A 23380-nucleotide genomic window follows, 5' to 3' on the forward strand; every position below is an offset into this window, starting at 1 on the left:
CCCTCACCAGCGAACAACCGGTGGCAACCCCTGACGGCCAGGCTCGATCGAGGAACGGCCCGTGGCAGCTTTCTCCCCGTTGGGTTGTATTGGCACGAAGTGTTTAACACATTTGTTGTACTGAGTGGGGAATGCGCGCGCCTAGGGGGGAACAATGTGTGGAATTGCCGGATGGATCGGGCGAAGGGCTAAAAATCCACAAGAGCGGGCCGCCAAAATGTCAAACGCATTGCGGCATCGCGGTCCCGATGCCGAAGGCACCGAGATATTGGACCTGAATACCGGCGAGCAACAATTGGCATTGGTTCATCGCCGCCTGGCGATCATTGACCTAGCGCCCGAGTCGAATCAGCCGATGCAGATTGAGGACGGTCGTCTCAAAATAATTTTCAACGGCGAGATATATAACTACATCGAGCTGCGCCAGGAACTGATCGGCCTTGGCCATCATTTTCGAACGCGCTCCGATACCGAGGTGCTGCTCCGAGCCTACGATCAGTGGCGCTTGTCAATGTTCGACCGGCTGAGCGGCATGTTCGCCTTTGCACTCTGGGATGCTCAGAGGCAGGAATTGGTCCTCGCCCGGGATCCCTTCGGGGAAAAGCCGCTTTACCTCATGCAAAACGAAAAATTGCTGCTGTTTGCCTCGGAGATCAACGCATTGTTGTCATCGCAGCAAGATGCTCAGGAACTCGATCTGGATGCCGTGCACGAGTATCTGAACTGGCGTTATGTGCCGGGACCGCGCACGCTCTTCAAACAGATCCGCAAACTCAATCCCGGAAGCTATGCTGTCTGGTCGCAAGGGGTAGTCAAGGAAACGCGCTACTATACGCCTCCGGACCAGGCGGCCGTTACCGAGCGGATCGACGGAAAAACCGCCAAGCGGCGATTTCTGGAATTGCTCGACCATTCCGTCGAGATCAGGATGCGCAGCGATGCACCTTTTGGGGCCTTTCTCTCCGGAGGGCTTGACTCCTCGGCTATCGTCGCGCTGATGGCCAGCCACAGCGCCACGCCCATTCGCACGTTTTCCGTCGGGTTCGACAACGCAGCCTATAGCGAATTTGCATTCGCCCGACGCGTTGCCGATCATTTCAAGACCGATCATTGCGAACTTGTAATCCAGCCAGGCGATCTGATGGATCATCTGCCGACGATGGTTCGCCAACGCGGGGCACCTGTTTCGCAAAGCAGCGATATTCCAATTTACCTGATGTCGGAGCGAGCCTCGCAAGACGTCAAGATGGTGCTCACCGGAGAAGGAGCCGACGAGATTCTCGGCGGCTATCCCAAGCATCGCGCGGAATCACTGGCCGGGATCTACCGGTCGCTTGTTCCAGCCTCGCTGCACGATAACGTCCTTTCCCCTTTGGTACGCGCCATGCCGGGCGCGTCGGCCAAGGTCGATACATTTGCCCGCACCGCGGGCGAAAGGGACTTTGCCGCCCGGATGGTCTCCTGGTTTGGAGCCGTTTCGGCGCAGCAGAGCGCTTGCCTGATCGGCGCGTCCGCAAATCGCCGTTATGAGCGCAACGACTTTCCGTTCTCGTCAAGCGCTGCGGCTTCCCATCTTCGCCGCGTGCTGTTTTTCGATCAGACATCGTGGCTGCCTGACAATCTCCTGGAACGAGGCGACCACATGATGATGGCCGGTTCAATCGAAGGAAGAATGCCGTTCCTGGATCGAGACCTGGTTTCATTCGTCAGCAAATTGCCCGATCGCTACAGGCTGGGTTGGTTGCACAGCAAGCAGATCCTGCGCGACAGCATGGCCAATATCCTCCCGGAGGAAATTCTCAGCCGCCGCAAGGTCGGGTTCAAGGTACCGGTCGCCGAATGGTTTCGCGGATCGATGAGGAACTACCTGCATGACCATCTTTGCTCGCCTCACTCTGTCATTCGCAGCTATCTGAGTCCTAAACAGCTAGATCAAATCGTCTCGGAACACACCACGCGTGCTGCAGACCACGAAAAGCTGATATGGGCGCTGTTGAATTTGGAGATATTCCACCGCGAATTCAGGCTCGACGCGCCGCCGCGATCGTCGGCCTCAGCGCTTGACCGTTTGACGGCTTGACGCGGCCGACCGCCAGACATCGCAGATTGCGCCGACAAACGGGGCGAGCTCAAGCCGTTCCCGATGCACTGCCATGGCACCGGCACCAAGCTTTGCCCGCAGTGCCGGGTTCTCCGCGAGGCGGCTCAGCGCCTCGGTCAACGCTGTAACATCGCCTGGCGGCACCAGCAGCCCGGATTGCCCGTCGGTGATTATGTCTTCGACGGCGCCAACCGGGGTCGCCACCACCGCCAAACCGGCTGCCATGCCTTCGATCACCGACATCGGCAGATTTTCGGCGAAGGATGGAAGAACCAGAATATCGGCCGAAGAAATCAGCGATGCGACATCGTCCGGTCCCACCCAACCCGGAAAGGCGATCCGGTCTGCAATCCCCAGCGCGGCCGATTTTGCCCGTGCCGCCTCGACTTCGCCATCGCCGGCAATCGTGGCGCGCCAATTCTTGACAGGGCTCATGCGGTGCAGCGCGTCTAACAATTGCGGTACGCCCTTGCGGTCGCCGATGCGGCCCAGGAACAGGATATGCACATGGTCGCCGCCGCCGACATGCGCCAGCGACGGGACTTCGGTCGCATTGGGCACGATCACGATATTGCCGGCTGCGCCCGGCGCCCGGCTGGCGACGAAATCGCGCCAAAGCCTGCCCAAAACGATCACCCGATCGGCATGCTCGAACAGAGCTTTGATACGGCGGCTAATGAAACCGCGGTCGGCTTTCCAGAATGTCTGATACTGCGCCCCGTGCAAATGCAGGACATAGGGTATCGACAGCAGCCGTGCGCAGGCGGCGATCACCATCTTGCGGTAGGTGCTGCCGGAAACTGAGATGTTGATATGAATGACATCGGCGCGTCCAGCCAGACGCGCTTTAAGCATCCGTAAGCAAAAACCGAGCATATAGAAGATCGAAAGTCCGACATGCCCCGGGCCACGACTGGCAAGGAAGCACACATCGATGTCGGCGATTTCTTGCCGTTCGAACTCCTGCTTCAGCGCGCCCATGATGCGGTCGATGCCGCCCTGCCCCGAAACGCCCGAGGGCGTCGCGACCAGGACATGTATTTTTCGATCGGATATGAGGCGCTGCAACATGATGGTACTCTAAATAACACAGACCGGGTAACTGCAAAGCAAACGTTCCCGATAAGTTTTACGGCAAATCTTTTAGTTCAAACTGAATCTGTTCACCCTTCGGCGTCATCGGGCTGGATTTTCCGCCAGTCGGCGGCTAGTCGAAGGTGAGTTTTCCAGGGACACGCCCTTGCTGCTCCGTTCCACGCTCATTTATGCTCCGGCGATCCTGCTGACGCGAATTTCGGCGCTGCTCCTGCTGGTCGTTGTGACGCGTTTGATCGACCAGACCGAGTATGGCCTGCTCACCCTGGTGGTGACCGTCGGGGAAATGACCGACATTGCCGTCACCAACTGGCTGCGCATCGCCTTGCTCAGGCTTGGCGGCAAGGGCGAAGTCAGCCGCGGCAGCCTGATGCTGGCCGGGCAGGTGTTGCTTGCCACCACGGCACTGGCGCTGGTCATATCGGTAGGCGCGTCGGCGGTGATCGTGCCTGAACGCTGGATCGAGTTCGCGATCGCAGTCTGCGGCTATCTGGTCGCCGGGTCCATCAGCCGCTTCGCGTTGACGGTGCTGCAGATGCAGCAGCGCCATTCGGTCTATTCGATGCTAGAAGCCCTGCGTGCCCTGCTGCAACTCGCGTTACCGATCGGCGCTATCCTTGTCTTTCAGGATAGCTTTCTGACGGTGTCGCTCGGCTCGAGCCTCGGCGCCTTGATTGCCGGCATCGTGGCGGGCATCATGGCATCGCGACGGCTCGTTGCCGGTCCGCCGCGTTTCACCCACAGGGACTTCTTTGCGCTCGGTGTGCCGCTGATCATCATGGCGCTGGTTGGCTTCGGGCTCAACAGCGCGGAGCGTCTGTTCCTCAAGTTCTATTACGATGCCAGCGCCGTGGCGATCTTCGCGGCAGCCTATGCGCTGGCCCGCCAGCCGATCGATATGGTCGCCAACGCCATCAACATGGGCGCCTTTCCCGAGGTGGTTAGCCGGTTCGACGAGGATGGGCCCGCGGCATCGGGTCGGTTGCTGTCGCAGTTAATGGCCTTGATGATGCGGCTTTGCCTGCCGATTGCAGCGATGCTGGTCGCGCTCAGCAGCGATATCACCGAGCTCATGCTGCCCTCGCAATATCACGGCCGCTTCGGCCTGCTGTTTCCGATCATTGCCTTCAGCGTGCTGTGCGCCAACCTCACCAGCTTCGTCTATGGCGTCGTGGTGCACGCGCACAAGCGGCCGTGGCTGCTGATCATCGCCAATCTCTTCGGCTCGGTGGCAACAATCGCATTGTCCCTGCTGTTGATCCCCCCGATGGCGGAGATCGGCGCCGCTTTGGCGCTGGCGGGGGGCTCGGTGGTGGGCTCCGTAACCTGCATCATCATCAGCGAGCGGCTCACACCGGTGCCGGTGCCGTGGCGCGACATCGGTGTTTCGGTAATCATCTCGCTCAGCACGGGGGTGGCCGCCAAGCTTGCCAGCATGGTGGCCGGCGACGTGCCGGCGATCTTCTCGCTTGTCGCCGGCGGCACCACCGGCGCCGCGGTTTTCTTCGGGCTGACCTCGTTGTTCCACCCCGTGGCAGCGACGCAATTCGTCGCCCAGCTGCGAGCGCGGCTACGGATCGCGTAAAGCGAAGTCCAGGGGCAACGCCTGTTTTGTGGGGGGAAGGCGAAACTATAAACCGGCGTTTCGGCGCCAGCGACGCTCCCAGAACTCCCGGCACAGCAGTCCCGCATAGGCAGTGTTGGTGTCGTAGTAGCGGCGCCACAAGCGTCGCGGCTCCTGGACGACGCGGAACAGCCACTCCAGGCCGGCCGCTTGTATCAGCTTCGGCGCACGGGCAACCTTGCCCCCATAGACGTCGAAACTGCCGCCTACGCCCATCACGAAGCTTGAGGCGAGTTCATCGCGGTAGCGTTTGAGAAAGCGTTCCTTGCGCGGTGTCGGCATGGCCACCAGCAGGCAGTCGGCGCCCGAGGCGTTGATCGCCGCGACGATCCCGGCCTCGTCCTCCGGCTTGAAATAGCCGTTGCGCATTCCCGCTATGACGAGGCTCGGATGGTCCTTGGCAAGTCTCACTACAACCGCGTCGAGAACGTGCTGTTCGGCCCCCAGCAGATACGGCCTGAATCCACGCTTCGCGCAGAGGCTCAGCAGATTGATCATGATGTCGACGCCCGCCACCCGCTCGGGCAGCGCGACGCCGCACAGACGTGCACCCCAAAGCACGCCGATGCCGTCGACATTGACCACGTCCGCCCCGGCCACGTCCTCGCGCAGCTCGGCATTCTGGCGCATGGTCACCAGCTTGGCGACGTTCACGACCACATGATGCAGCGGCCGCCCCAGGGTCATCGCCTCGTCGGCGATGGCCAGTGTCTCGGCCATGGTCAGCGCATGGATCGGTGCACCAAGGAACTCCCGGCGCCGTGATGCCAACAGGGAATGCTGCGCCCATGCCGGGGCGTGCGCGTTCATGCGGCCTGCTCCCTTGCAAGCGTCACTTGTGCGACCTCTGGTTTCTTGCCTTCGATGCGGGCGTCGGGCTTGCGTGCCTTGCGCCACGTCCACAGACCCCTCGTATCGACGAGCTTCTTGTCCTTGAGCGCTTCGGGGTCGACCAGATTGAACTGCCGATGGTCGACCAGGAGGACGACGATATCGGACTTGTCGATGGCCGAAAGTGCGTCGGTGAACACGATGCCCCTGCCCTCGAGCTCATGCGGCAGCGCATTTGTGTTGGGTTCAGCCGCAATGATCTTCACATTGGGGATATCGGACAGAAGTTTCACCACCTCGACGGCCGGGCTCTCGCGCAAATCGTCGATGTTGGCTTTGAAGCTGAGGCCAAGACAGGCGATCGTCTGTTTGCGTGAGGGGTCGAGCAAGGCCTCGATATCCCTGACCACCGACATGGGCCGTTCGGAATTGATCCGGCGTGCCGAAGCCATCAGCCGCGTGCTGTTGGGTGCGGCGTCGATGATAAAATATGGATCGACCGCAATGCAGTGACCGCCGACGCCCGGGCTCGGCTGGAGGATGTTCACGCGAGGGTGCCGATTGGCGAGATCGATCACTTCCCATACATTGAGCGACAGATCCTGACACACGGCGGCAAGCTCGTTGGCAAAGGCGATGTTGACGTCGCGGAACGCGTTCTCCGTCAGTTTCACCAGCTCAGCACTTTCGGCCGTTGTCATGAACAGGTCGCCGGTGACGAAGGTCGAATAGAGTGCCGCGGTCCGCTCCGACGATTTGCGGGACAATCCGCCGATCGAGCGATCGTTGTTGATCAGCTCGGTCAGCACCTTTCCCGGCAGCACACGCTCGGGGGAATAGGCGACCAGCACATCGGCGTCTTCGCCATGCTGGACAGGAAATTTGAGATCAGGCCGCAACTCGGCAAGCAGCCCGGTCATGATACGCGTGGTTCCAACCGGCGATGTCGATTCCAATACCACAAGGTCTCCGCGCTTCAGCACGGGGGCGATGCTTCGTGCCGCCGCGAGCACGTAGGTCACGTCCGGCTTATGATCGTGGGTCATCGGGGTCGGCACGGCGATGATATAGGCGTCCGCCGGCTGCGGCGTGCTGTAGGCCATGAGCTTGCCGTTCGCCACGACCTTCTGGATCAGACCGTCAAGGTCCGGCTCGACGATGTGGATTTCGCCACGATTGACCTTCTCGACCACCGCTCCGTTGACATCGACGCCAATGACGTTGAGCCCGCGGCTGGCAAAAATGGCGCAGGTCGGCAGGCCGATATATCCCATGCCGACTACGGAAACGGTTTTGATTTCAGCCATGATGCAGCAGTTCCTCAACAATCCGGTTACTGGCCCGGCCATCGCCATATGGGTTGTGTCGTTCCGCCATGCCGCGATAGGCAGCCTGATCGTCGAGCAGGCGATTGGCGTTGAACAGGATTTTCTCGACATCGGTGCCGACAAGGCGGGCGGTGCCGGCCACGATCCCCTCGGGTCGCTCGGTATTTTCGCGCATCACCAGCACCGGCTTGCCGAGCGAAGGCGCTTCTTCCTGCACGCCGCCGCTATCGGTAAGCACCAGATAGCTCTGCTTCTGCAGGTACAGGAACGGCAGATAGTCCTGCGGCTCGACCAGATGGATGTTCGGCACGCCTTCCAGCTCTGCGTTGACCACCGAGCGCACATTGGGGTTCGGATGGACAGGGTAGACGATCTGCACGTCTCCGCGCGCCGCCAATCCCTTCAACGCCGTACAGATGCGCTGGATGCCGCCGTCAAAATTCTCGCGGCGATGTCCGGTGACGAGGATCATCTTCTTGGAAGGGTCGAGGAAGGGGAAGCTGGCAGCGAGCTTCGCCTTCATCAGCCTGTCGGCATCGATCGCGCTTGAAAAATGCAACAGCGTGTCGATCACCGTGTTGCCGGTCACGAAGATGGTGCTTTCGGCCTTTCCTTCGGCGATGAGATTGTCGCGCGCTTGAACGGTCGGCGCAAAATGCCAGGTGGCGATGTCGCCGGCAATCTTGCGGTTCAGTTCTTCAGGAAACGGCGAGTTGATGTTGTGGCTGCGCAATCCTGCTTCGACATGAGCGACGGGGATACGCTTGTAGAAGGCAGCAAGAGCCGCGGCCATTGCCGTGGTGGTGTCGCCCTGTACCATGACGATATCGGGCTTCGCCTTGTCCAACACCTCGGCCATGCCCAGGAGCACGCGCGAGGTCACATCGAACAGCGACTGGCCGGGTTGCATGATGTTGAGATCGTGGTGCACAGGCAAGCCGGTCAGCTCGACAACCTGGTCGACCATTTCACGATGCTGGGCGGTTATGCATATTTCGGTGATGAAGCCTGGATGAGCGAGGGCGGCACGCGCCACTGGAAAGCATTTGAGTGCCTCCGGCCTAGTGCCGAACACGATCAGCAGTTTCTGCCTGGATGGCAGTTTTGGACGTGAAAGGACGTTCATCGCTGATCCTGGTCGCCTGCAGCCTTCGGGACATGCCGACTATTGCCCGCAAGAGTTATAATAGCGCCGGAAAGCGCCTTCGTGATCTCAATTCTTAATATATGATTAACAACCAAGGCCGCGTTCTCCCGGTTTAACTCTTGTGAAAGGTTGGGCTGACAAGTAGTCTATGGCAGTAGTCTTGAAAAAGAATATATTGGATTGACTAATATTTTAATCATCGGCCACGCCGACCCATCCCGGCGCTGGGAAAATGAGCTTCTGGCGCGGTTGAGTGCGGCTGGACATGCGGTTTCGAGTTGCCGCGCGCCGACGCCTGAACCCAATGCGCGCACGATGGATAATGTGCTGGCGCTCGAGGGCCGGCGCTTCGGCCCCTCACTGGCAAGCCGTTCCCGGCCGTTGCCGTCCGGCGACACCGGCCCAGTCGATCTTATAGTCGATCTCGCGGCTACCGCCGCACGACGCGGCACGCCTGTCCTGACGCTCGAATTTTGCGGCCAAAGCAGCTTTGCCGCAGGCATGACCGAGATGCTGGCGAGCGGGCGGCTGCCCGAACTCACCGCGCGCCTCGACGGCGTTGCCGTCGCCAGGGCGCGGCCGATGATCAGCGACCGGTTGTGGCTGTCCCGAACCAGCAACGACCTGCTCGCCGGCGCCATCTCCCTGATTGCCCAATGTGTCGCCCGCTTTTCCGCGGGCAAACTTGCGCCGATTGCCGAGAGCCCGGCGCCGCCCCTGCAGAAAGGCGGATTTATCGGGCACTATCTGCCCTTTTTCGGCAGGGGGTTAGTCGACCGCGCCGTGCAAAAACTGCGACGTGGTCGGCGTCCCTTCTATTGGCAGGTTGCTTATCGGCTGATCGACGGTCCAGGCGTCGCCGAAACCGGACTGCTGGATGGTAAGCCCTTCACCGTGCTTGCCGATGACGGGCAGCGCTTCTACGCCGATCCGTTCGTTCTCGAGCGCGACGGCCGTCATTTTCTGTTTGTCGAGGAGTTTCCCTACTCCACCGGCCGCGGGGTGATTTCCGTCGCTGAACTTGGCACCGACGGCACTTTCGGCGTGCCGAAAGTGGTGCTGGAGGAAGCGCATCATCTGTCATATCCGCAGGTGTTCGCTCACTCCGGCGAGATTTTCATGATCCCTGAAAGCGCTACGGCGCGTGAAGTGGTGCTCTACCGTGCCGTGCAGTTTCCGGATCGCTGGGTACGCGACACGGTGCTGATGATGGACAGGGACTTCAACGACGCCACGCTGCTCGAATCCGACGGCCGCTTCTGGCTGTTGGGGACTGAGCGGTTCGGTCACGGTAGCGCGTCCGACACGATGGCGGTCTATTCCGCCCCTGCGCTGCGTGGGCCTTGGGTCGCGCATGCGCTCAATCCCGTCGCCGTCGATCACTCGGCCACTCGGCCGGGCGGCGCTTTCATCCGCCAGGGCGACGCTTTGCTGCTGCCCGTGCAAAACGGGTCTAGAGCCTATGGCGGCGGCCTGGGATTGATGCGGTTGGATCGCCTTGACGACTTCGATGTCCTGTTTGCACCGCCCCACCCGATCGGCCCAGGACCGGCATGGGCGCGGGCGGGCATCCACACGCTCAATCGCGCAGGCAATGTCGAGGTTGTGGATAGCGCCGGCTGATGCGTCTGGAGCCTGCGCTTATCCAAGCCGATCCAGTTTCGGCTCGGATGCGACAGCGGTCGAAGACGTGCTCTTCGGCTGGTTTCTATACGGCACGTTTCTATAGGCAAGCAGCAACACCACGATAGTCGTAATATCCGGCGCTTTTGACGAGAGCGCGTTGTTCGACAGCGCAGCAAGCAGGAAGGTCATGGTGCCGATCCATGCCGGCAGCGGCGCCGCGCGCAGCAGCCGAAAAATGAACCAGAATACCAGCACTATGAAGAGCACAGCTATCGGCAAGCCGAAGAGCATGGTGATGACCACCGGAGCGCTCTCGATATAGGGCAGATGCAGCTTCTCTTTGACGATCGCCAGGAGGTCGTCGACGTTCATGCCAAACAGGATGTCTTTCCAGCTAACAAGTCCGAATATCTGGTAGATCGTCACCCGCGCCATGAAATTCTCGTCAAAGATCGTGTTGCCGAATCGATTCAGCAGCCCGCCCGAAAATAGTATGGCCACCAGCACTGCGCCGCTCACCAGGGCGAACAGCAGCACGACGGACTTGGCCTGCCGCTGGTGCTTGAGAGTCAGGCGCGGCCAAGGCACGAACAGCAGCAGAATGAGGGTTTCTCCCGCAGCGAGCATCAGGGCGGCGCGGGCGCCTGACGCAGCACAACCGACGAGCAACACGAGAATCGATGCCACCCGCACCCATATGCGCCAGCGCGTCAGCGGCACGAATCCGATGGCTGTGGCGCAGAGCGCGCCTAGCGCCAGCGGGTGCGCCGATAGGCCAATTGGCCTGAACTGCAGTTCGTTGAGACCGTAAGGCATAAATCGATGTTGAGTCACCGCTTCGATCGTGCCGAGCACAGCGCTGAGGATCACCATTCCAAGCACGACGTCGCCCAACGTCCGCCGCACTTCCGCGTTCAAGGCCAGCATCAACAGGCCTGCGGCGCCGGCCACCAGATAAGAATCGATGATGAACCCGGAGGAGCCCGCGCGGCCGGTGACGAACAGATAGGGCACCAGCGCGAACATCAGCACCGAAAAGCGAATCAACGCTTTGAATATCCCAATTTCGTCGCCCTGCAGCAGAAACGGTCGGCTGAAAAGAACGACGGCAAGGACCAGGAAGATCGCATAGGTGCCGAAATGCAGCTTCTCGTAGAACGAGCCCCCCTGGGCCGTATAGTCGACGACCATGTTCATCACCTGCGGCGACACCGTAAAGCGAAGCAGGAGCGCGAAGGCGGCGCATAGGAAAAACAGCAGCGACAGCGCGTTCTCACGGCGCGCTCGACTGGGCAACAATCGTTCCGATGCGGCAGCGGGATAGCTCATGGCCCATCCAGGTGAAGGTATTCAAACACATTCCGGGCAACGAGACCCCTTCAACGTCCGCCGGACGGACAGCGAGAGCGGTAAAATGGGCCAACTTGGAAAATAAGATGTTAACGATGTTTCTGTAGAGCAGGCCAAGCGTAATGATTTAACAAGGATTGTCACCATGTCTGCCGGTTCCGGCACACCCCCTATCTCCGCGACGGCTTCCAATAACAGTGCATTCGAGCGTATCGCCAATGCACGGCGCAGGGCATTGCTGCAACAGCATGGCCCAGTCGCGGGGCTAAGCTCCGCGCCGGTGACGCCGCAACCTCCAGAGCCTGTCGCAACGGTGACCCTGGACAAGATCGGCGATTTCCTTGAGCTCGATTTTCGGCGTCTGTTCGTCTGGCTGCGGGCCGGCCTCGCCCTGGCCTTCATGCTGGCGGTAGTCGGCGGCATTGTCGGCGGCGCCTATGCATTGCTGAGCAAGCAGCGTTACACCGTCACGACCGAGGTCCTCATCAACCCATCCAATTTGCAGGTTGTGGAAAACGACCTCTACTCGCAACCGGGCCAGGTCGATAGCCAGTTGCTCAGCACGCGCAGCAAGCAGCGCATCCTGACCTCGGGCAACGTGCTTTCCCGTGTGGTGGACGAACTGAACCTGACTCACGATCCGGAGTTTTTCGATCCGGACCGGAGCACATCCTCGTCGGGCGCTGTGGCGAAGCCCGACCCGAGGCTCATCGCCTTGAAGAACCTGGCGGACCGGGTAGACGCCATCGCGGATCCGACCTCGTTTGTCACAACCCTCTCGGTATCTGCGGAAACCACCGCCAAGGCGATCCTGATCTCGCAGGCCATAGTCAAAAACTTCCAGGAAGAACTGGCTAAGGCCGAAGCTGCCGGCGCCAGCCGTGCCGCGGCTGCCCTTGACAGCCGGCTTGGCCAACTCAAGAGCGACGTGCAGGCAGCCGAAGAGAAGGTCGAGAGCTACAGGCGCAGCCACAACCTGTCGTCCAGCAATGGCCAGCTCGTCAGTTCGCAGACGCTGACGCAGCTCAATGGCGAAATCGTCGATGCGCAATCGCGTGTCATCGCCGCGCAGGCAAGCTACGACGCCCTGGTTGCCTCCGGTATCAACGGGGCCAATCCCGACCCCACGGTTTCGGAAGCGCTCGCTGCGCTGCGCGACAGGTCAAACAGCCTGCGGCAGCAGATCGACTCACAGTCGATGACCTTCGGTCCGCGCCACCCGACGATTGTCAGGCTCAGGACGGAACTCGAGACCGTCAACTCGCAACTCCGGGCCGAGTTCTCCCGCACCGTCGGCACGGCAAAGGCCAGCCTGGACAAGGCCCGGGCCTCGTTGGCTTCTCTCAACGCCAGGATGAACGATCTGAAGGGCAATGTATTCACCGACAGCGAATCCGAAGTCGCCCTGCGTGAACTTGAACGCGATGCCGCGTCCAAGAGAGCGGTCTATGAGAGCTTCCTGTCACGTGCGCGCCAAATCAGCGAGCGCGAGCAGATCGACACCACAAACGTACAGGTGATTTCGACCGCGGTGCCCCCGCCCGCGCGCTCATGGCCCCCGCGCACTGCCCTGGTGGCAGGCGCCGGAGCGTTCGCAGGCTTTGCCCTGGGGATGCTGCTGGCCATCGGCATGGGCATCATCCGCGACATGCGCCGGCCGCCGAACCGATCAGGCGTTGCCGCCAGCCGAGCCTGAAGCAAGGCATGGTGAAGCGCATCGTTTTCCACATCGCCAGCCTGAGGGGCGGCGGCGCCGAACGTGTTTTCGTCCTGATGGCAAATGAACTGGCATCGCGTGGCCACGAGGTCACGCTTTTTACCTGGAACGCGGAAGGCCCTAACGCCGCGCTGCGTTCCGCTGCCGTGCATCTGGTCGACTTCGGCCTTCCCTTGCGCGGCGAGGGTTACGCCAAGTCGGCGACGCTGAAAGGCATCGTGCGAAGCGCAAATTTGTTCCGCCGCCTTGATCCTGATGCGGTCTATAGCGCCCCGGAATTCGCCAATCTGGTGATGGCGCTGTCACTCATGTTGGCCAGAAGCCGGGCAAAATTCTTTCCAAGCTTCCATGCCGCGGCCTCGCTGCCTGCCAGCGGCCTCGGCGCCAGGCTGGCGATCTGGCTTTCCGCGCTGGTTGCAGCGCGCGCAACCAAAGCCATCGCCGTTTCGGCGGGTGTCGGCCGTGACATCATCGCCCGAGGCTTCCCCGAATCGAAGGTTGTCGTCATCAATAACCCGCTGCCGCCAGCTGTAGCACCGCAGAGGAATTCCTATGCCTGGCAGGCAGCGTTGGCGGCGATGGGCGATGGCCCGGTCATCGCCACCGCGGGACGCCTGGTGCCGGTCAAGGACCACCGGACTTTGCTGCGGGCCTTCGCTGCCCTGCGCGCCGGCCGCCCTGCCCGGCTTGTCATCTTCGGCGAAGGTCCGCTGGCTGCCGAATTGCACGCCTGTGCCGAGCAGATCGGCATTGGCCAGGACGTACTCTTTGCCGGCTACGTCAACGATCCCGCAGCCTGTTACGCCGCAGCCGATCTGTTCGTCCTTACATCCACGAGCGAAGGCTTTGGCAACGTCTTGGTCGAGGCCATGGCCGCCGGTGTCCCCGTAATCTCCACCGATGCTCCGCACGGCCCGCGCGAAATACTCGGTGACGGCCGCTTCGGCACCTTGGTGCCGATCGGTGACGCCGCGGCCCTGGCGAAGGCGATGGCCGAGACGCTGGACCACCCCACCCCTGCTGCCGTGCTGAAAAACAGGGCGGTGGATTTCACAGTCGACAAGATTGGCAATCAATACGAAGCGTTGCTCTAGTCGTTACGCACTGGCAGCAAATCGGCGTTGGATGCGGTCGACGTAGTCGGGCTTTGATTGCGATAATCTCTTCACGGGCTGGGGCGCAACGAATTCATCGTGAGACGTTTCCTCGTTCCTTGAGTTGTTGGGCAAGGAAATCCTTGACCGAATCGAGAACCGCGTCCCGTTCATGAGATATGCCTGGCAGCAAATCGAAGCGCACGCGCGCCCCCGCCTCCTCGAACGATCGACACAATGCCACGAGGCGTTCCGGCCGTGTTCGCCCGGCATCGTTGGCGCCTGGCATCCAATGGGTGCTGCCTTGGACATGAGTGATTTCCCAAGTCTCCAGGTCAGCGCCGCCGACGATCATCTGGAAAGGCACTTTTGCCAGCGCTGCGGCATCGAAGGTGATGCCGAACTTCTCCGGCAGATCGCGAATGCCCACCCACCAGTCATGCGTCGGATCGAGCAAGGTCACCGAGCCTGGCGCGCCGATTGAGGCCGCCCAGAGCCTGTCGGGATGCAGGATAGCAAAACGATGCGTGAAATGTCCGCCGCCGGAAAATCCGAACATGGCAAAGCGGCTCCAATCCTGACTGTATTTGGCGCTGACCTCCTCAACCATGGCGAGCAGCACCTGATCGTAGCGTATGTTGCCCTCGAGCAAATATTTGTACCCGCTGCGGGCATCATCCCCGAGAACGCCGATTGGAAACAGCGGACACAAAACGGCGCAGCCGTTCCAGCGTCCGAACTCGGAAAACGCGTCGCGGAATCCAAGAAAAGAGGTGCGGCCGGTGCCATGGACAGCGACCATCAGATCGACTTTGGCCCCTTCCCCAACCGCGGGAGGCACATACAGGCAATAGTGAAAGCGCGCGTCTGATTTGGAAGCAAAGATGGCGGTCGCGCCAAGGTCATAGGTAGCGCGACCGCGATCCGCGACAGGCCCCTTGGCAACACTTGTCAAATCGATAACTCCTTAATAGGCCCGGCGTTCCGACAACAATATACCGGTCGGCCGACCTCGTGAACTGGAGGCGCCTCCAGGCAGCCGCGAGGAGGACCTCGTCGTGCACCGGAAGCAGGGCGCCGCCGGGACGATCAGGGACAAAAAGAATGCCTCCGCCAACGCCTCGGGAAGCCGCCATTAACTTTTCGTTAACCATGCCGGGCTAGCCTTAACCAATCAGTAAGGACTCGCCTCTGTGACCTGCGTCGCTCCCATCCAAAACAAGTCCATACGCTTTCGAGCGCGCTCGTTTGTAGCCTTCACCCTCACCCCTGAGGCTCCGCTAGGGGAATGGCTGCAAAGCCTCGATCACTGGACCGAAAACTCCCCCGGCTTCTTTGCCGGCCGCCCGGTCGTGCTCGATCTGAATATACTCAAGCCCGAGGTGGGCGAGATGCGGGATCTGGTCTTACAGCTCGCGGAGCGCGGGATTCGCATCTACGCGATCGAGGCCGATGGCAATGTAGCGCTCGATGCCGATCTGCCGCCGCTCCTCGTTGGCGCCAAGGAGGCCACCGCTGATGCGCTTTACGTGCAGCCGGACCCGAAGGCCGCCGCTGAGGCCAAGACGGAAGAACCGCAGGCGCCGAACTCATTGATGATCAAGGCACCGATCCGCTCCGGCCAGTCGATCTTTCATCCCGATGGCGATGTGGTCATTGTCGGCTCCGTCAGTTCCGGTTCCGAGATCGTCGCCGGAGGATCAATCCACGTCTACGGCACGCTGCGTGGACGTGCGTTCGCCGGCGCCACGGGAAATTCCGCGGCTCGCATCTTTTGCCGGAAAAACGAAGCCGAACTTCTGGCGGTGGACGGCTGGTACCGCACTGCCGAGGAGATGGACGCCTCCTCGCGAGGAAGGCCGGTACAGGCCTTTCTCGAGGACGGCGCACTTTGCGTCGCACCGCTCAACTAACAACATTGGAGGCACAAATATGGGCAAGGTAGTGGTTGTCACATCCGGCAAAGGGGGTGTCGGCAAGACGACCTCGACGGCCGCTCTCGGCGCCGCGGTCGCGAAAACCGGCAAGCGGGTGGCTCTCGTCGATTTCGACGTCGGCCTGCGCAACCTCGATCTGATCATGGGTGCCGAGCGGCGCGTTGTTTTCGATATCGTCAACGTCATTCAGGGAACCGCCAAGCTTTCGCAGGCGCTGATCCGTGACAAGCGACTCGACACGCTGTTCCTGCTGCCGGCCTCACAGACGCGCGACAAGGATGCTCTCACCGAGGAAGGCGTCGCCGATGTCATCGACAAGCTGCGCTCGGTTTTCGACTACGTCTTCTGCGACAGTCCCGCCGGCATAGAGCGGGGCGCGCAACTTGCCATGCGCTTTGCCGACGAGGCGGTAATCGTCACCAACCCGGAAGTGAGCTCGGTCCGCGATTCCGATCGCATCATCGGCCTGCTCGACTCCAGAACGATGAAAGCCGAGCAGGGTGAATCGATTGCCAAACACGTGCTCGTCACGCGCTACGATGCTGCGCGCGCTGCCCGCGGCGAGATGCTCAGCATCGATGACGTGCTCGAGATCCTGTCGACGCCCTTGCTGGGAATAATTCCCGAGAGCCAGGACGTGCTGCGCGCATCCAATGTGGGCGCGCCGGTTACGCTCAGCGAAAACACCAACCCCGCCGCACGCGCCTATATCGACGCGGCGAGAAGACTCGAGGGCGAGGACCTGCCGGTCATTCTGCCTTTCGAGCGGAGGGGCCTCCTCGACCGGCTGTTGGGAAGGAGGGCAGCATGAACCTGCTCGATATCTTCAAGCGCCGCGGCAGCGCGCCGGTGGCGCGCGAACGCTTGCAACTGCTGTTGGCTTACGAGCGTCGAAGCCGCAACCAGCCCGATCTCGTCTCGGTGTTGCGCGAGGAGATCATGGTGGTGATCGCCCGGCATGTTCAGGTAGACCAGGATTTCCTGCAGGTGAGCATGGATCACGGCGAAACGACGTCGAGATTGGAGATCGACATCCAGATCCCCAACAAGGTCGCAATGCCCATGGCCGCGGCGTTCTAGCTAACGGAATCCTCCGGCCAGGGCTTGCGTCGGCTGCTGCCGAGGTTGCGGCGCCGTGGTTGGCGTGTTTGACCCGGTCGCCACCGGCAAGTCGCGCAATTCGAGGACAATAATCACTGCCTCACCAAAAACCCGCGGCCGTTTCCAGCCGCGGGGGGCCTTGGGAGGGGCCTTTCGAAACCCGTGATCAAATGTTGGCGAGCAATTCGTTGACGCGGCTTTCCATGTCGGCAAGGGCGGTGTCGACGTCCTTCTGGCCACTGATTGCTGCACTCATCTCTTCGCCGATAATGTCCTGGATCGCAAACTGACGCTGTACGGCGGACGGCAGCGGCCTGCCGAGATCGGCGACCGCAGAGATCGTGTTGCGATGCGGCAGGGCCTTGAAGGCGTCCGAGGTGATGACGGCCTTATAGGCCGGCAGGTGACCGGTGCGTGACCATTCGAAGTCGTTGTCGGCGAAGAACTTCAGGAATTTACCGATGGCCGCGATCTGTTCAGGCGTGCGGTCTTTCTGCGAAACGGCCCAAGTGTGGCCGTCGGCATATTGCGCATGGGCGCCGCCAAACAGCTGCGGATACGGATAGACCGCATAGCCGCCCTTGTTGAGCGCCGTACCCTTGGTCTCGGACTGGGCGTTGTAATCGCCGACCACCCAGGTGCCGTTAAGGTGGACGCCACCCTCGCCGGCAAGGAAGGCGTTTATCGAGCCGCCATAATCGAGATCCTTGGTGGTGTAGCCCTTCTCGAAGATCGCCTTGTACATCTCGACGACCTTCTTGGCTTCCGGCGTATTCAACTTCACGTGCTTCGGATCGGCAAAGAAATCGGAATCCTGCTGGAAAAGATAGGTGTAGAGGTTGCGTGTGTAGAGTGCAGTCTCATTGGTCAGGTTCTGAACGAAATAAGGCTTGCCCGTCTTCTGCTTGAACTGTTCGGCCTGGGCGAGCAGTTCCTCGGGCGACTTTGGAAAAATCGGCGTGCCGTCGGCATTGACGAGGCCGGCTTGTTTGAAAAGATCCATGTTGACGTGGTAGAGCATCGTCCAGCTGTCGATCGGCAGGCCATAGACCTTGCCGTCTTTGGTGGCGCCATTGCGTGCCGCGTCGGTGAAGGCGTCGGGTGTCACGCCGACCGACTTCAAGAGATCGTCGAGCGGCATCAACAGGCCCTTCGACTGATAATCCGACAGTACGGATTCATGGATCGTGACGATGTCCGGAGCGTCGCCTGAAGCGAACTGCGCGGTCAGCTGATCATAGCCGGGCCATTCCACGGTGGTGACGTTGACATGGACATCGGGATTGTCGGCGTTGAACTTGTTGATTAGCGAGGTGATGATGCCGCATTCGCCAACGGCCTTGGTGGCATCGGTGTTGGTGCCGAAATCGGCATCGCAGGCGCCGAAAAAGCGCTGCACGCTCAGCTCCGTGGCCGCGAAGCTTGGACTTGCGAGCATCATTGCGCCCGCAGAGACTGCGGCAAACAGTATTTTCTTCAGTTTCATATCAGTTCCTCCTACTGAGTTTCCGCCGCTCCACCCTGGATTGGCTTTCGTGCTTCAATTGCTGCGCATTCCCCCGGCCGTCAGGCAATCTTCGTTATCTCACCGCAGCGCCGGAGACCGCCGTGACGATGTATTTCTGGAAGAACAGGTAGACGATCAGGATCGGTGCACCGGCGAACACCGCCTGCGCCATCAGGAAGCCGATGCCTTCGGACTGGGCGAAGTTGGTCTGGGTCGAGGCCATGCCGACCGTCAGCGTGAACATGTCCTTCTTCGTCGCCGAAATCAGCGGCCAGAAGTAGTCGTTCCACGCGCCGAGAAAGGTGAAGATGCCGAGCGTCGCCTGCGCAGGCAGCGTGAGCGGCAGAAGCACCTTCCAGAAAATCCTGAGCCGGCTGGCGTTATCGAGCATGGCGGCTTCGTCCAGCTCCTTCGGGATGGCCTTGAAATACTGGGTCATCAGGAAGACGCCGAACGGAGCTGAAAGGCCCGGCAGGATGAGCCCTTGATAGGTGTTGTGGAACTTCAGCATGCTGAAGATCTGGTGACGGGCGACAAGCACGGCCTGTTCCGGGACCGCCAGGCCGAACAGCACGATCACGAACAGCACGTCTCGGCCGGGGAAATTCAGCCGTGCAAAGCCGTAGCCGGCGAGCGATGACAGGATCAACGTGCCGAGCGTCAATCCGCCCGAGACGATGATGCTGTTGCGCACCCAGATGAACACCGACGAGGTGCCGACGGTGTTGATGTAGTTCTTCAGCGTATAGGGCGCGTGAAACACCGAATTCGGATCGGCCATCAGCTCCGTATTGTCCTTGAGTGACAGGCCGATGACCCACAGAACCGGCGCGATCATGACGATCGAAAGCAGGATGACCAGGGCCAATAACAAATGGTCGCCAAATGCCCGGCCCTTGATGGAAGCTGCTGTGGCGCTCATGCCTGGTCTCCCCTGCTGCGTGTCACCAGGTACTGGGCCATGGCCGCGACCAGGATGAGGATGAACAGGATTTCCGATGCCGCGGCGCCCAGGCCGAGATCCCAGCGACGGAATGCGGTATCGTAGATGTAGAGCACGATCGGCTTGGTCAGGTTGTTCGGACCGCCGCGCGTCATCAGCCAGGCCTGGCCGAACAGCTGGAATTGCAGCACGATCTGGATGATGATCACCAGGATGAAGGTCCGCTTGATCGACGGCAGCGTGATCGACCGTAGCGTCTGCCAGCGATTGGCATTGTCCAGCGCTGCCGCCTCGTAAATATCCTGTGGAATCTGCTGGAGCGCCGAGAGAAAGAGCATCATCGGCAGGCCGATGCACCACCAGATGGTGGCAATGGCGATGCCGATCATCGCAAGGCTGGGATCGGAAATGAAGGCCGGAGCCGTTGCGCCGAACCATCCGTAGATCGTCGACAACAGGCCGACATTCGGAATGAAGACGATGCGCCAGATCAGCGTGACGATGGTGACCGACAGCACCGACGAGGAAAAGAACAGCGTCCGCAAAACCGCGGCAGTGCGCGTGCGGCGGTTGAGGCAAAGCGCCAGGAAAAGGCCGATCAGCGCCAGCGTCGGCACCGTCAGAAGCACGAAATAGAAGGTGTTCCAGATCGATTGCAGGAAGACCTTGTCGTGATACAGCCTGGCGTAATTGCCGAGACCGACAAAATTTCCGGACGAGAACGTGTCGGCCTTGTGGAAACTCAGCCACATCCCCCAGAGCAGCGGGAAGAGCAGCAGCGTGGTGAAGAAGAACAAGAATGGCGCAACGAAAATGACGTTTCGCCATTGCGGCGCATAGATGTCGGCGGTAGGGGCTCTGACGCCGACAGCAAGCGTCGCGGTCGGGGACATCGCCAGCCGGTCAGCCATCTCAGGCCTCTCTCGCATGCCAGGCGCGGCCGGTCTCGTTGAACAGATGCGATTTCTGGCCGTCAAAGGCGAGCCCGATTCTATCGCCGACGGCGACGCGGCTGTTGCCGGCATCCGAGCCGACGATCTGCTGGCCATCGCCCAGCCGCGCGTAGATCAGGGTGCGTTCGCCGAGCCGCTCGAGCACATCGACCACGCCGCCGGCATTGCCCTGTCCGGCGGCAACGATGCGCACGTCTTCAGAACGGATGCCGAAAGTGTACTTGCCATCGGTCAGTTGGCTGGAGGCGATCTCGGTCTGGACCGAGACGCCGTCCGCAAACCTGGCCGTGGCGTTCTCGCCGGATCTGTCAAGCGTCGCATCGACGAAGTTCATCGCCGGCGCGCCGACGAAACCCGCGACGAATTTGGTCGCCGGGCGTTCGTAGATCTCCATCGGCGTACCGATCTGGTCGATCTTGCGATTGTTCATGACGACGATGCGGTCGGCCAGCGTCATTGCCTCGACCTGGTCATGGGTGACGAAGATCATCGTCGATTGCAGCCGCTGGTGAAGCTGGGCAAGCTCGATGCGGGTGCGGGTGCGCAACGCCGCATCGAGATTGGAAAGCGGCTCGTCGAACAGAAAGGCCTTCGGCTCCTTGACGATCGCACGGCCGATGGCGACGCGCTGGCGCTGACCACCGGAGAGCTGGCCCGGCTTGCGATCGAGCAGATGCGGCATTTCGAGGATGCGGGCGGCTTCGTTGATGCGCGCCTCGATGACCTTGCCTGGAACGCCGATATTCGCAAGCCCGAAGGCCATGTTGTCGCGCACCGTCATGTGCGGATAAAGCGCATAGGACTGGAACACCATGGCAATGCCGCGCTTGCCCGGTGGCAGATGATCGATGCGCTCGTTGTTGATGGCAATCTCGCCGCTATCGACAGCTTCGAGCCCGGCAATCATTCGAAGAAGCGTCGATTTTCCGCAGCCGGACGGGCCCAGGAACACGATGAATTCGCGTGCCCTTATGGAGAGCGACAGATGATCCAGCACCGTCATGGCACCGAACTGCTTGCTCACGTTCCTGATCTCGATATCGGCCGTCACGTCGACGCTCCTCCTCAGCGTTTGCGCTTTCTCGATGATCCGCCTGAACTCAGAGCCTCAGGCGTATGACCTGGTAGGAATAGGGCGGCAGTGACAGGCTCAGCTTGCCGCTGGCGAGCGAGGCGCCCTCGCCCTTCCTGGGGCCGACATTGCCAGGGTTTTCGGCCGAATTGACGGCTTTCAGATCGGCGTGTGCCATCACCTGGTGATCGACGATCTCCGCCGCGCCGAAGCCGGTGAGGTCGACCACTGTTTCGATTGCCTCGCTCGAATGGCGGTTGACCGCGAAGAAGGTGACGTGGCCGGTTTGCCTGTCGTGCACGCCCGCAACATCGACATAAGCGACGTCGCCCGCAACGCTGGATTTGTAGGTCGGGCTTTCCACCTTGAGATCCAGCGCATTGCCGCGACCATAGTTAGAAGCAAACAGATAGGGATAAAAAATCGTCTGCCGCCATGCCGGGCCATTCGGAACGGTCATGATCGGCGCGATGACATTGACCAGTTGTGCCAGGCAGGCGATCTTGACGACATCGGAACGGCGGATGAAGGTGTTGAGGATCAGGCCGACCTGCAGCACATCCTCGAAATTATAGATGTCTTCGAGCAACGGCGGGGCGAACGGCCAGCCGTTGCTGCCGCCGAGTATCTTCCTGTCCTGCTCCTTGGAATGGTACCAGACGTTCCATTCGTCGAATGAGATGTAGACCTGCTTGTTGGAGCGCTTCTTGGCCTTGATATACTCGATGACGCCGGCGACCGAGACAATGTAGTCGTCGAGTTTTTCGCTCATGGCGAGATAGTTCGGAGCGTCGTTGGCTTCGTTGTCGAAATACATGTGCAGCGAGATGTAGTCGACCTCGTTGTAGGTATGGTCGAGAACCGTCGCTTCCCATTCAGGGTAGGTCGGCATCTTGGCATTCGAAGAGCCGCAGACCACCAGCTCAAGTGACTTGGAGAAGGCACGCATGGCCTTGGCCGTCTCATGCGCCAGCCGGCCATACTCGTCCGCGGTCTTGTGGCCGATCTGCCAGGGGCCATCCATTTCATTGCCGAGGCACCAGAGCTTGACGTCGAACGGCTCCTTGCGGCCGTTGGCGATGCGCCTGTCGCTCCATTTGCTGCCGCCGGGATGGTTGGCGTACTCCAGCAGGTTGCGGGCTTCATCGAGGCCGCGCGAGCCGAGATTGACCGCAAGCATCATCTCGGTGTTGGCGGAGGTGCACCAATCGGCAAATTCATGCAGGCCGACTTCGTTGCTTTCCGACGTGTGCCAGGCGAGGTCGAGGCGCACTGGGCGCTGTTCCTTGGGGCCAATGCCGTCTTCCCAATTGTAGGCCGAGACGAAATTGCCGCCGGGGTAGCGGACGATCGGAACATTGAGTTCCCTGACGAGGTCGATGACGTCCTGACGCATGCCGTTGGCATCCGCTGTCGGATGGCCGGGCTCATAGATGCCAGTGTAAACTGCCCGCCCCAGATGCTCGATGAAGGATCCGTAGAGCCTCGGATCGATTTCCGAGACAACATAGTGCGGATGAGCCGTAACGGCTGCCTTCATGCATTCCTCCCATCGATATCACAAACGATGATTTAAATCATCTTGCCCGATATCAAAGAGGAATTGGCAGCCCTTCGTCAAGCCAAAATAGCCAAATGTAGGACAATTAGACGAACGCCTTGGCACAGCAGAATGCCAGATCGTTGAAATCGCTGCGTTATCTTCAGAACCCGGTTTCATGATATCAACCAGTTTTGATCCTGAGCAGGATGTCCTGATCGTAATTTCCAAAGCCCTTGCCGAAAATATTGATCCCGCCGGGGCGCTTGGCGTCGTCCTTGACGCCGATACGGACGCGGATTGAATGATGGCTCTTCAGATCGAGTGCAGCGAGGCCGGTTTCGGAAATCCTGAGGCCGTCGACATGGGTGCCGTCATTGGCAATTCGCCAGTTCTTCAGCTTACCGTATTGCG

At 60.6% G+C, this 23380-nt stretch carries 19 protein-coding genes and 1 pseudogene; 8 read left to right on the forward strand and 12 right to left on the reverse strand.

From position 1 onward, the window contains the following. The first annotated feature begins 154 nt into the window (after nucleotides 1–154). The gene (asnB, locus tag NKH67_RS15945; RefSeq protein WP_352501356.1) at nucleotides 155–2080 is read left to right on the forward strand and encodes an asparagine synthase (glutamine-hydrolyzing); all 1926 of its coding nucleotides are present in this window, start codon (nucleotides 155–157) and stop codon (nucleotides 2078–2080) included. Here the strand turns inward: asnB and NKH67_RS15950 are convergent. Further along, nucleotides 2054–3172, reverse strand: a complete 1119-nt coding sequence (locus NKH67_RS15950; RefSeq protein ID WP_352501357.1) for a glycosyltransferase family 4 protein — start codon at nucleotides 3170–3172, stop codon at nucleotides 2054–2056. The genes asnB and NKH67_RS15950 overlap by 27 nt on opposite strands. A gap of 169 nt (nucleotides 3173–3341) precedes the next feature. On the opposite strand from NKH67_RS15950, the gene NKH67_RS15955 reads away from it, so the two are divergent. After that, nucleotides 3342–4781: a lipopolysaccharide biosynthesis protein gene (locus NKH67_RS15955; protein ID WP_352501358.1), complete on the forward strand. Its 1440-nt coding sequence runs from the start codon at nucleotides 3342–3344 to the stop codon at nucleotides 4779–4781. A 45-nt stretch (nucleotides 4782–4826) separates the two neighbouring features. On the opposite strand, the gene NKH67_RS15960 is transcribed toward NKH67_RS15955, so the two are convergent. The 3 genes from NKH67_RS15960 to wecB are packed head-to-tail and all read right to left on the reverse strand — an operon-like array spanning nucleotide 4827 to nucleotide 8105. After that, entirely contained in the window at nucleotides 4827–5630 is an 804-nt protein-coding gene (locus tag NKH67_RS15960) for a WecB/TagA/CpsF family glycosyltransferase (protein WP_031211886.1), read from the reverse strand. Then, nucleotides 5627–6958, reverse strand: a complete 1332-nt coding sequence (wecC, locus tag NKH67_RS15965) for a UDP-N-acetyl-D-mannosamine dehydrogenase (protein ID WP_352501359.1) — start codon at nucleotides 6956–6958, stop codon at nucleotides 5627–5629. The genes NKH67_RS15960 and wecC overlap by 4 nt, the downstream gene beginning before the upstream one ends. After that, nucleotides 6951–8105 carry a non-hydrolyzing UDP-N-acetylglucosamine 2-epimerase gene (wecB, locus tag NKH67_RS15970; RefSeq protein WP_352472506.1) on the reverse strand — a complete coding sequence of 385 codons (1155 nt, stop codon included), beginning with the start codon at nucleotides 8103–8105 and terminating at the stop codon, nucleotides 6951–6953. Before wecB ends, wecC begins: the two co-directional genes overlap by 8 nt. A gap of 201 nt (nucleotides 8106–8306) precedes the next feature. On the opposite strand from wecB, the gene NKH67_RS15975 reads away from it, so the two are divergent. Then, a complete protein-coding gene (locus NKH67_RS15975) occupies nucleotides 8307–9749 on the forward strand; it encodes a glucosamine inositolphosphorylceramide transferase family protein (RefSeq protein WP_352501360.1) in 1443 nt (480 codons plus the stop codon). An 18-nt stretch (nucleotides 9750–9767) separates the two neighbouring features. Here the strand turns inward: NKH67_RS15975 and NKH67_RS15980 are convergent, their stop codons facing one another. Then, nucleotides 9768–11081, reverse strand: a complete 1314-nt coding sequence (locus tag NKH67_RS15980; RefSeq protein WP_352501361.1) for a VpsF family polysaccharide biosynthesis protein — start codon at nucleotides 11079–11081, stop codon at nucleotides 9768–9770. A 166-nt stretch (nucleotides 11082–11247) separates the two neighbouring features. On the opposite strand from NKH67_RS15980, the gene NKH67_RS15985 reads away from it, so the two are divergent. Next, nucleotides 11248–12798, forward strand: a complete 1551-nt coding sequence (locus tag NKH67_RS15985) for a GumC family protein (protein WP_352472503.1) — start codon at nucleotides 11248–11250, stop codon at nucleotides 12796–12798. An 8-nt stretch (nucleotides 12799–12806) separates the two neighbouring features. Next, entirely contained in the window at nucleotides 12807–13913 is a 1107-nt protein-coding gene (locus NKH67_RS15990; protein ID WP_352472502.1) for a glycosyltransferase, read from the forward strand. 94 nt (nucleotides 13914–14007) lie between these two features. Here NKH67_RS15990 and NKH67_RS15995 read toward each other — a convergent pair whose 3' ends face one another. Next, nucleotides 14008–14868, reverse strand: coding sequence for an alpha/beta hydrolase (locus NKH67_RS15995; RefSeq protein ID WP_352472501.1), 861 nt, complete (start codon nucleotides 14866–14868; stop codon nucleotides 14008–14010). A gap of 238 nt (nucleotides 14869–15106) precedes the next feature. On the opposite strand from NKH67_RS15995, the gene minC reads away from it, so the two are divergent. The 3 genes from minC to minE are packed head-to-tail and all read left to right on the forward strand — an operon-like array spanning nucleotide 15107 to nucleotide 16930. Beyond that, the gene (minC, locus tag NKH67_RS16000) at nucleotides 15107–15826 is read left to right on the forward strand and encodes a septum site-determining protein MinC (RefSeq protein WP_352472500.1); all 720 of its coding nucleotides are present in this window, start codon (nucleotides 15107–15109) and stop codon (nucleotides 15824–15826) included. Nucleotides 15827–15845: 19 nt separating this feature from the next. Further along, complete coding sequence (gene minD, locus NKH67_RS16005; RefSeq protein ID WP_352472499.1) at nucleotides 15846–16661, forward strand: septum site-determining protein MinD; 816 nt, start codon at nucleotides 15846–15848, stop codon at nucleotides 16659–16661. Next, nucleotides 16658–16930, forward strand: coding sequence for a cell division topological specificity factor MinE (minE, locus tag NKH67_RS16010; protein WP_352472498.1), 273 nt, complete (start codon nucleotides 16658–16660; stop codon nucleotides 16928–16930). The genes minD and minE overlap by 4 nt, the downstream gene beginning before the upstream one ends. A gap of 187 nt (nucleotides 16931–17117) precedes the next feature. Here the strand turns inward: minE and NKH67_RS16015 are convergent, their stop codons facing one another. From NKH67_RS16015 to NKH67_RS16040, 6 genes and pseudogenes are all read right to left on the reverse strand, one after another. Further along, on the reverse strand, nucleotides 17118–18437 hold the full coding sequence (locus NKH67_RS16015) for an ABC transporter substrate-binding protein (protein ID WP_352472497.1): 1320 nt from the start codon (nucleotides 18435–18437) through the stop codon (nucleotides 17118–17120). Nucleotides 18438–18531: 94 nt separating this feature from the next. After that, nucleotides 18532–19380, reverse strand: a complete 849-nt coding sequence (locus NKH67_RS16020) for a carbohydrate ABC transporter permease (protein WP_031211878.1) — start codon at nucleotides 19378–19380, stop codon at nucleotides 18532–18534. Then, entirely contained in the window at nucleotides 19377–20294 is a 918-nt protein-coding gene (locus NKH67_RS16025; RefSeq protein ID WP_502893759.1) for a carbohydrate ABC transporter permease, read from the reverse strand. Before NKH67_RS16025 ends, NKH67_RS16020 begins: the two co-directional genes overlap by 4 nt. Nucleotides 20295–20313: 19 nt before the next feature. Next, nucleotides 20314–21405: an ABC transporter ATP-binding protein gene (locus NKH67_RS16030; protein ID WP_352449658.1), complete on the reverse strand. Its 1092-nt coding sequence runs from the start codon at nucleotides 21403–21405 to the stop codon at nucleotides 20314–20316. Nucleotides 21406–21454: 49 nt separating this feature from the next. Then, on the reverse strand, nucleotides 21455–22966 hold the full coding sequence (gene arfA / locus NKH67_RS16035) for an arabinosylfuranosidase ArfA (RefSeq protein WP_352501363.1): 1512 nt from the start codon (nucleotides 22964–22966) through the stop codon (nucleotides 21455–21457). 184 nt (nucleotides 22967–23150) lie between these two features. Continuing rightward, a pseudogene (locus NKH67_RS16040) lies at nucleotides 23151–23380 on the reverse strand (transcriptional regulator); the annotation flags it as partial.

Source organism: Mesorhizobium sp. M0968 (assembly GCF_040319065.1).
Lineage (GTDB): Bacteria > Pseudomonadota > Alphaproteobacteria > Rhizobiales > Rhizobiaceae > Mesorhizobium.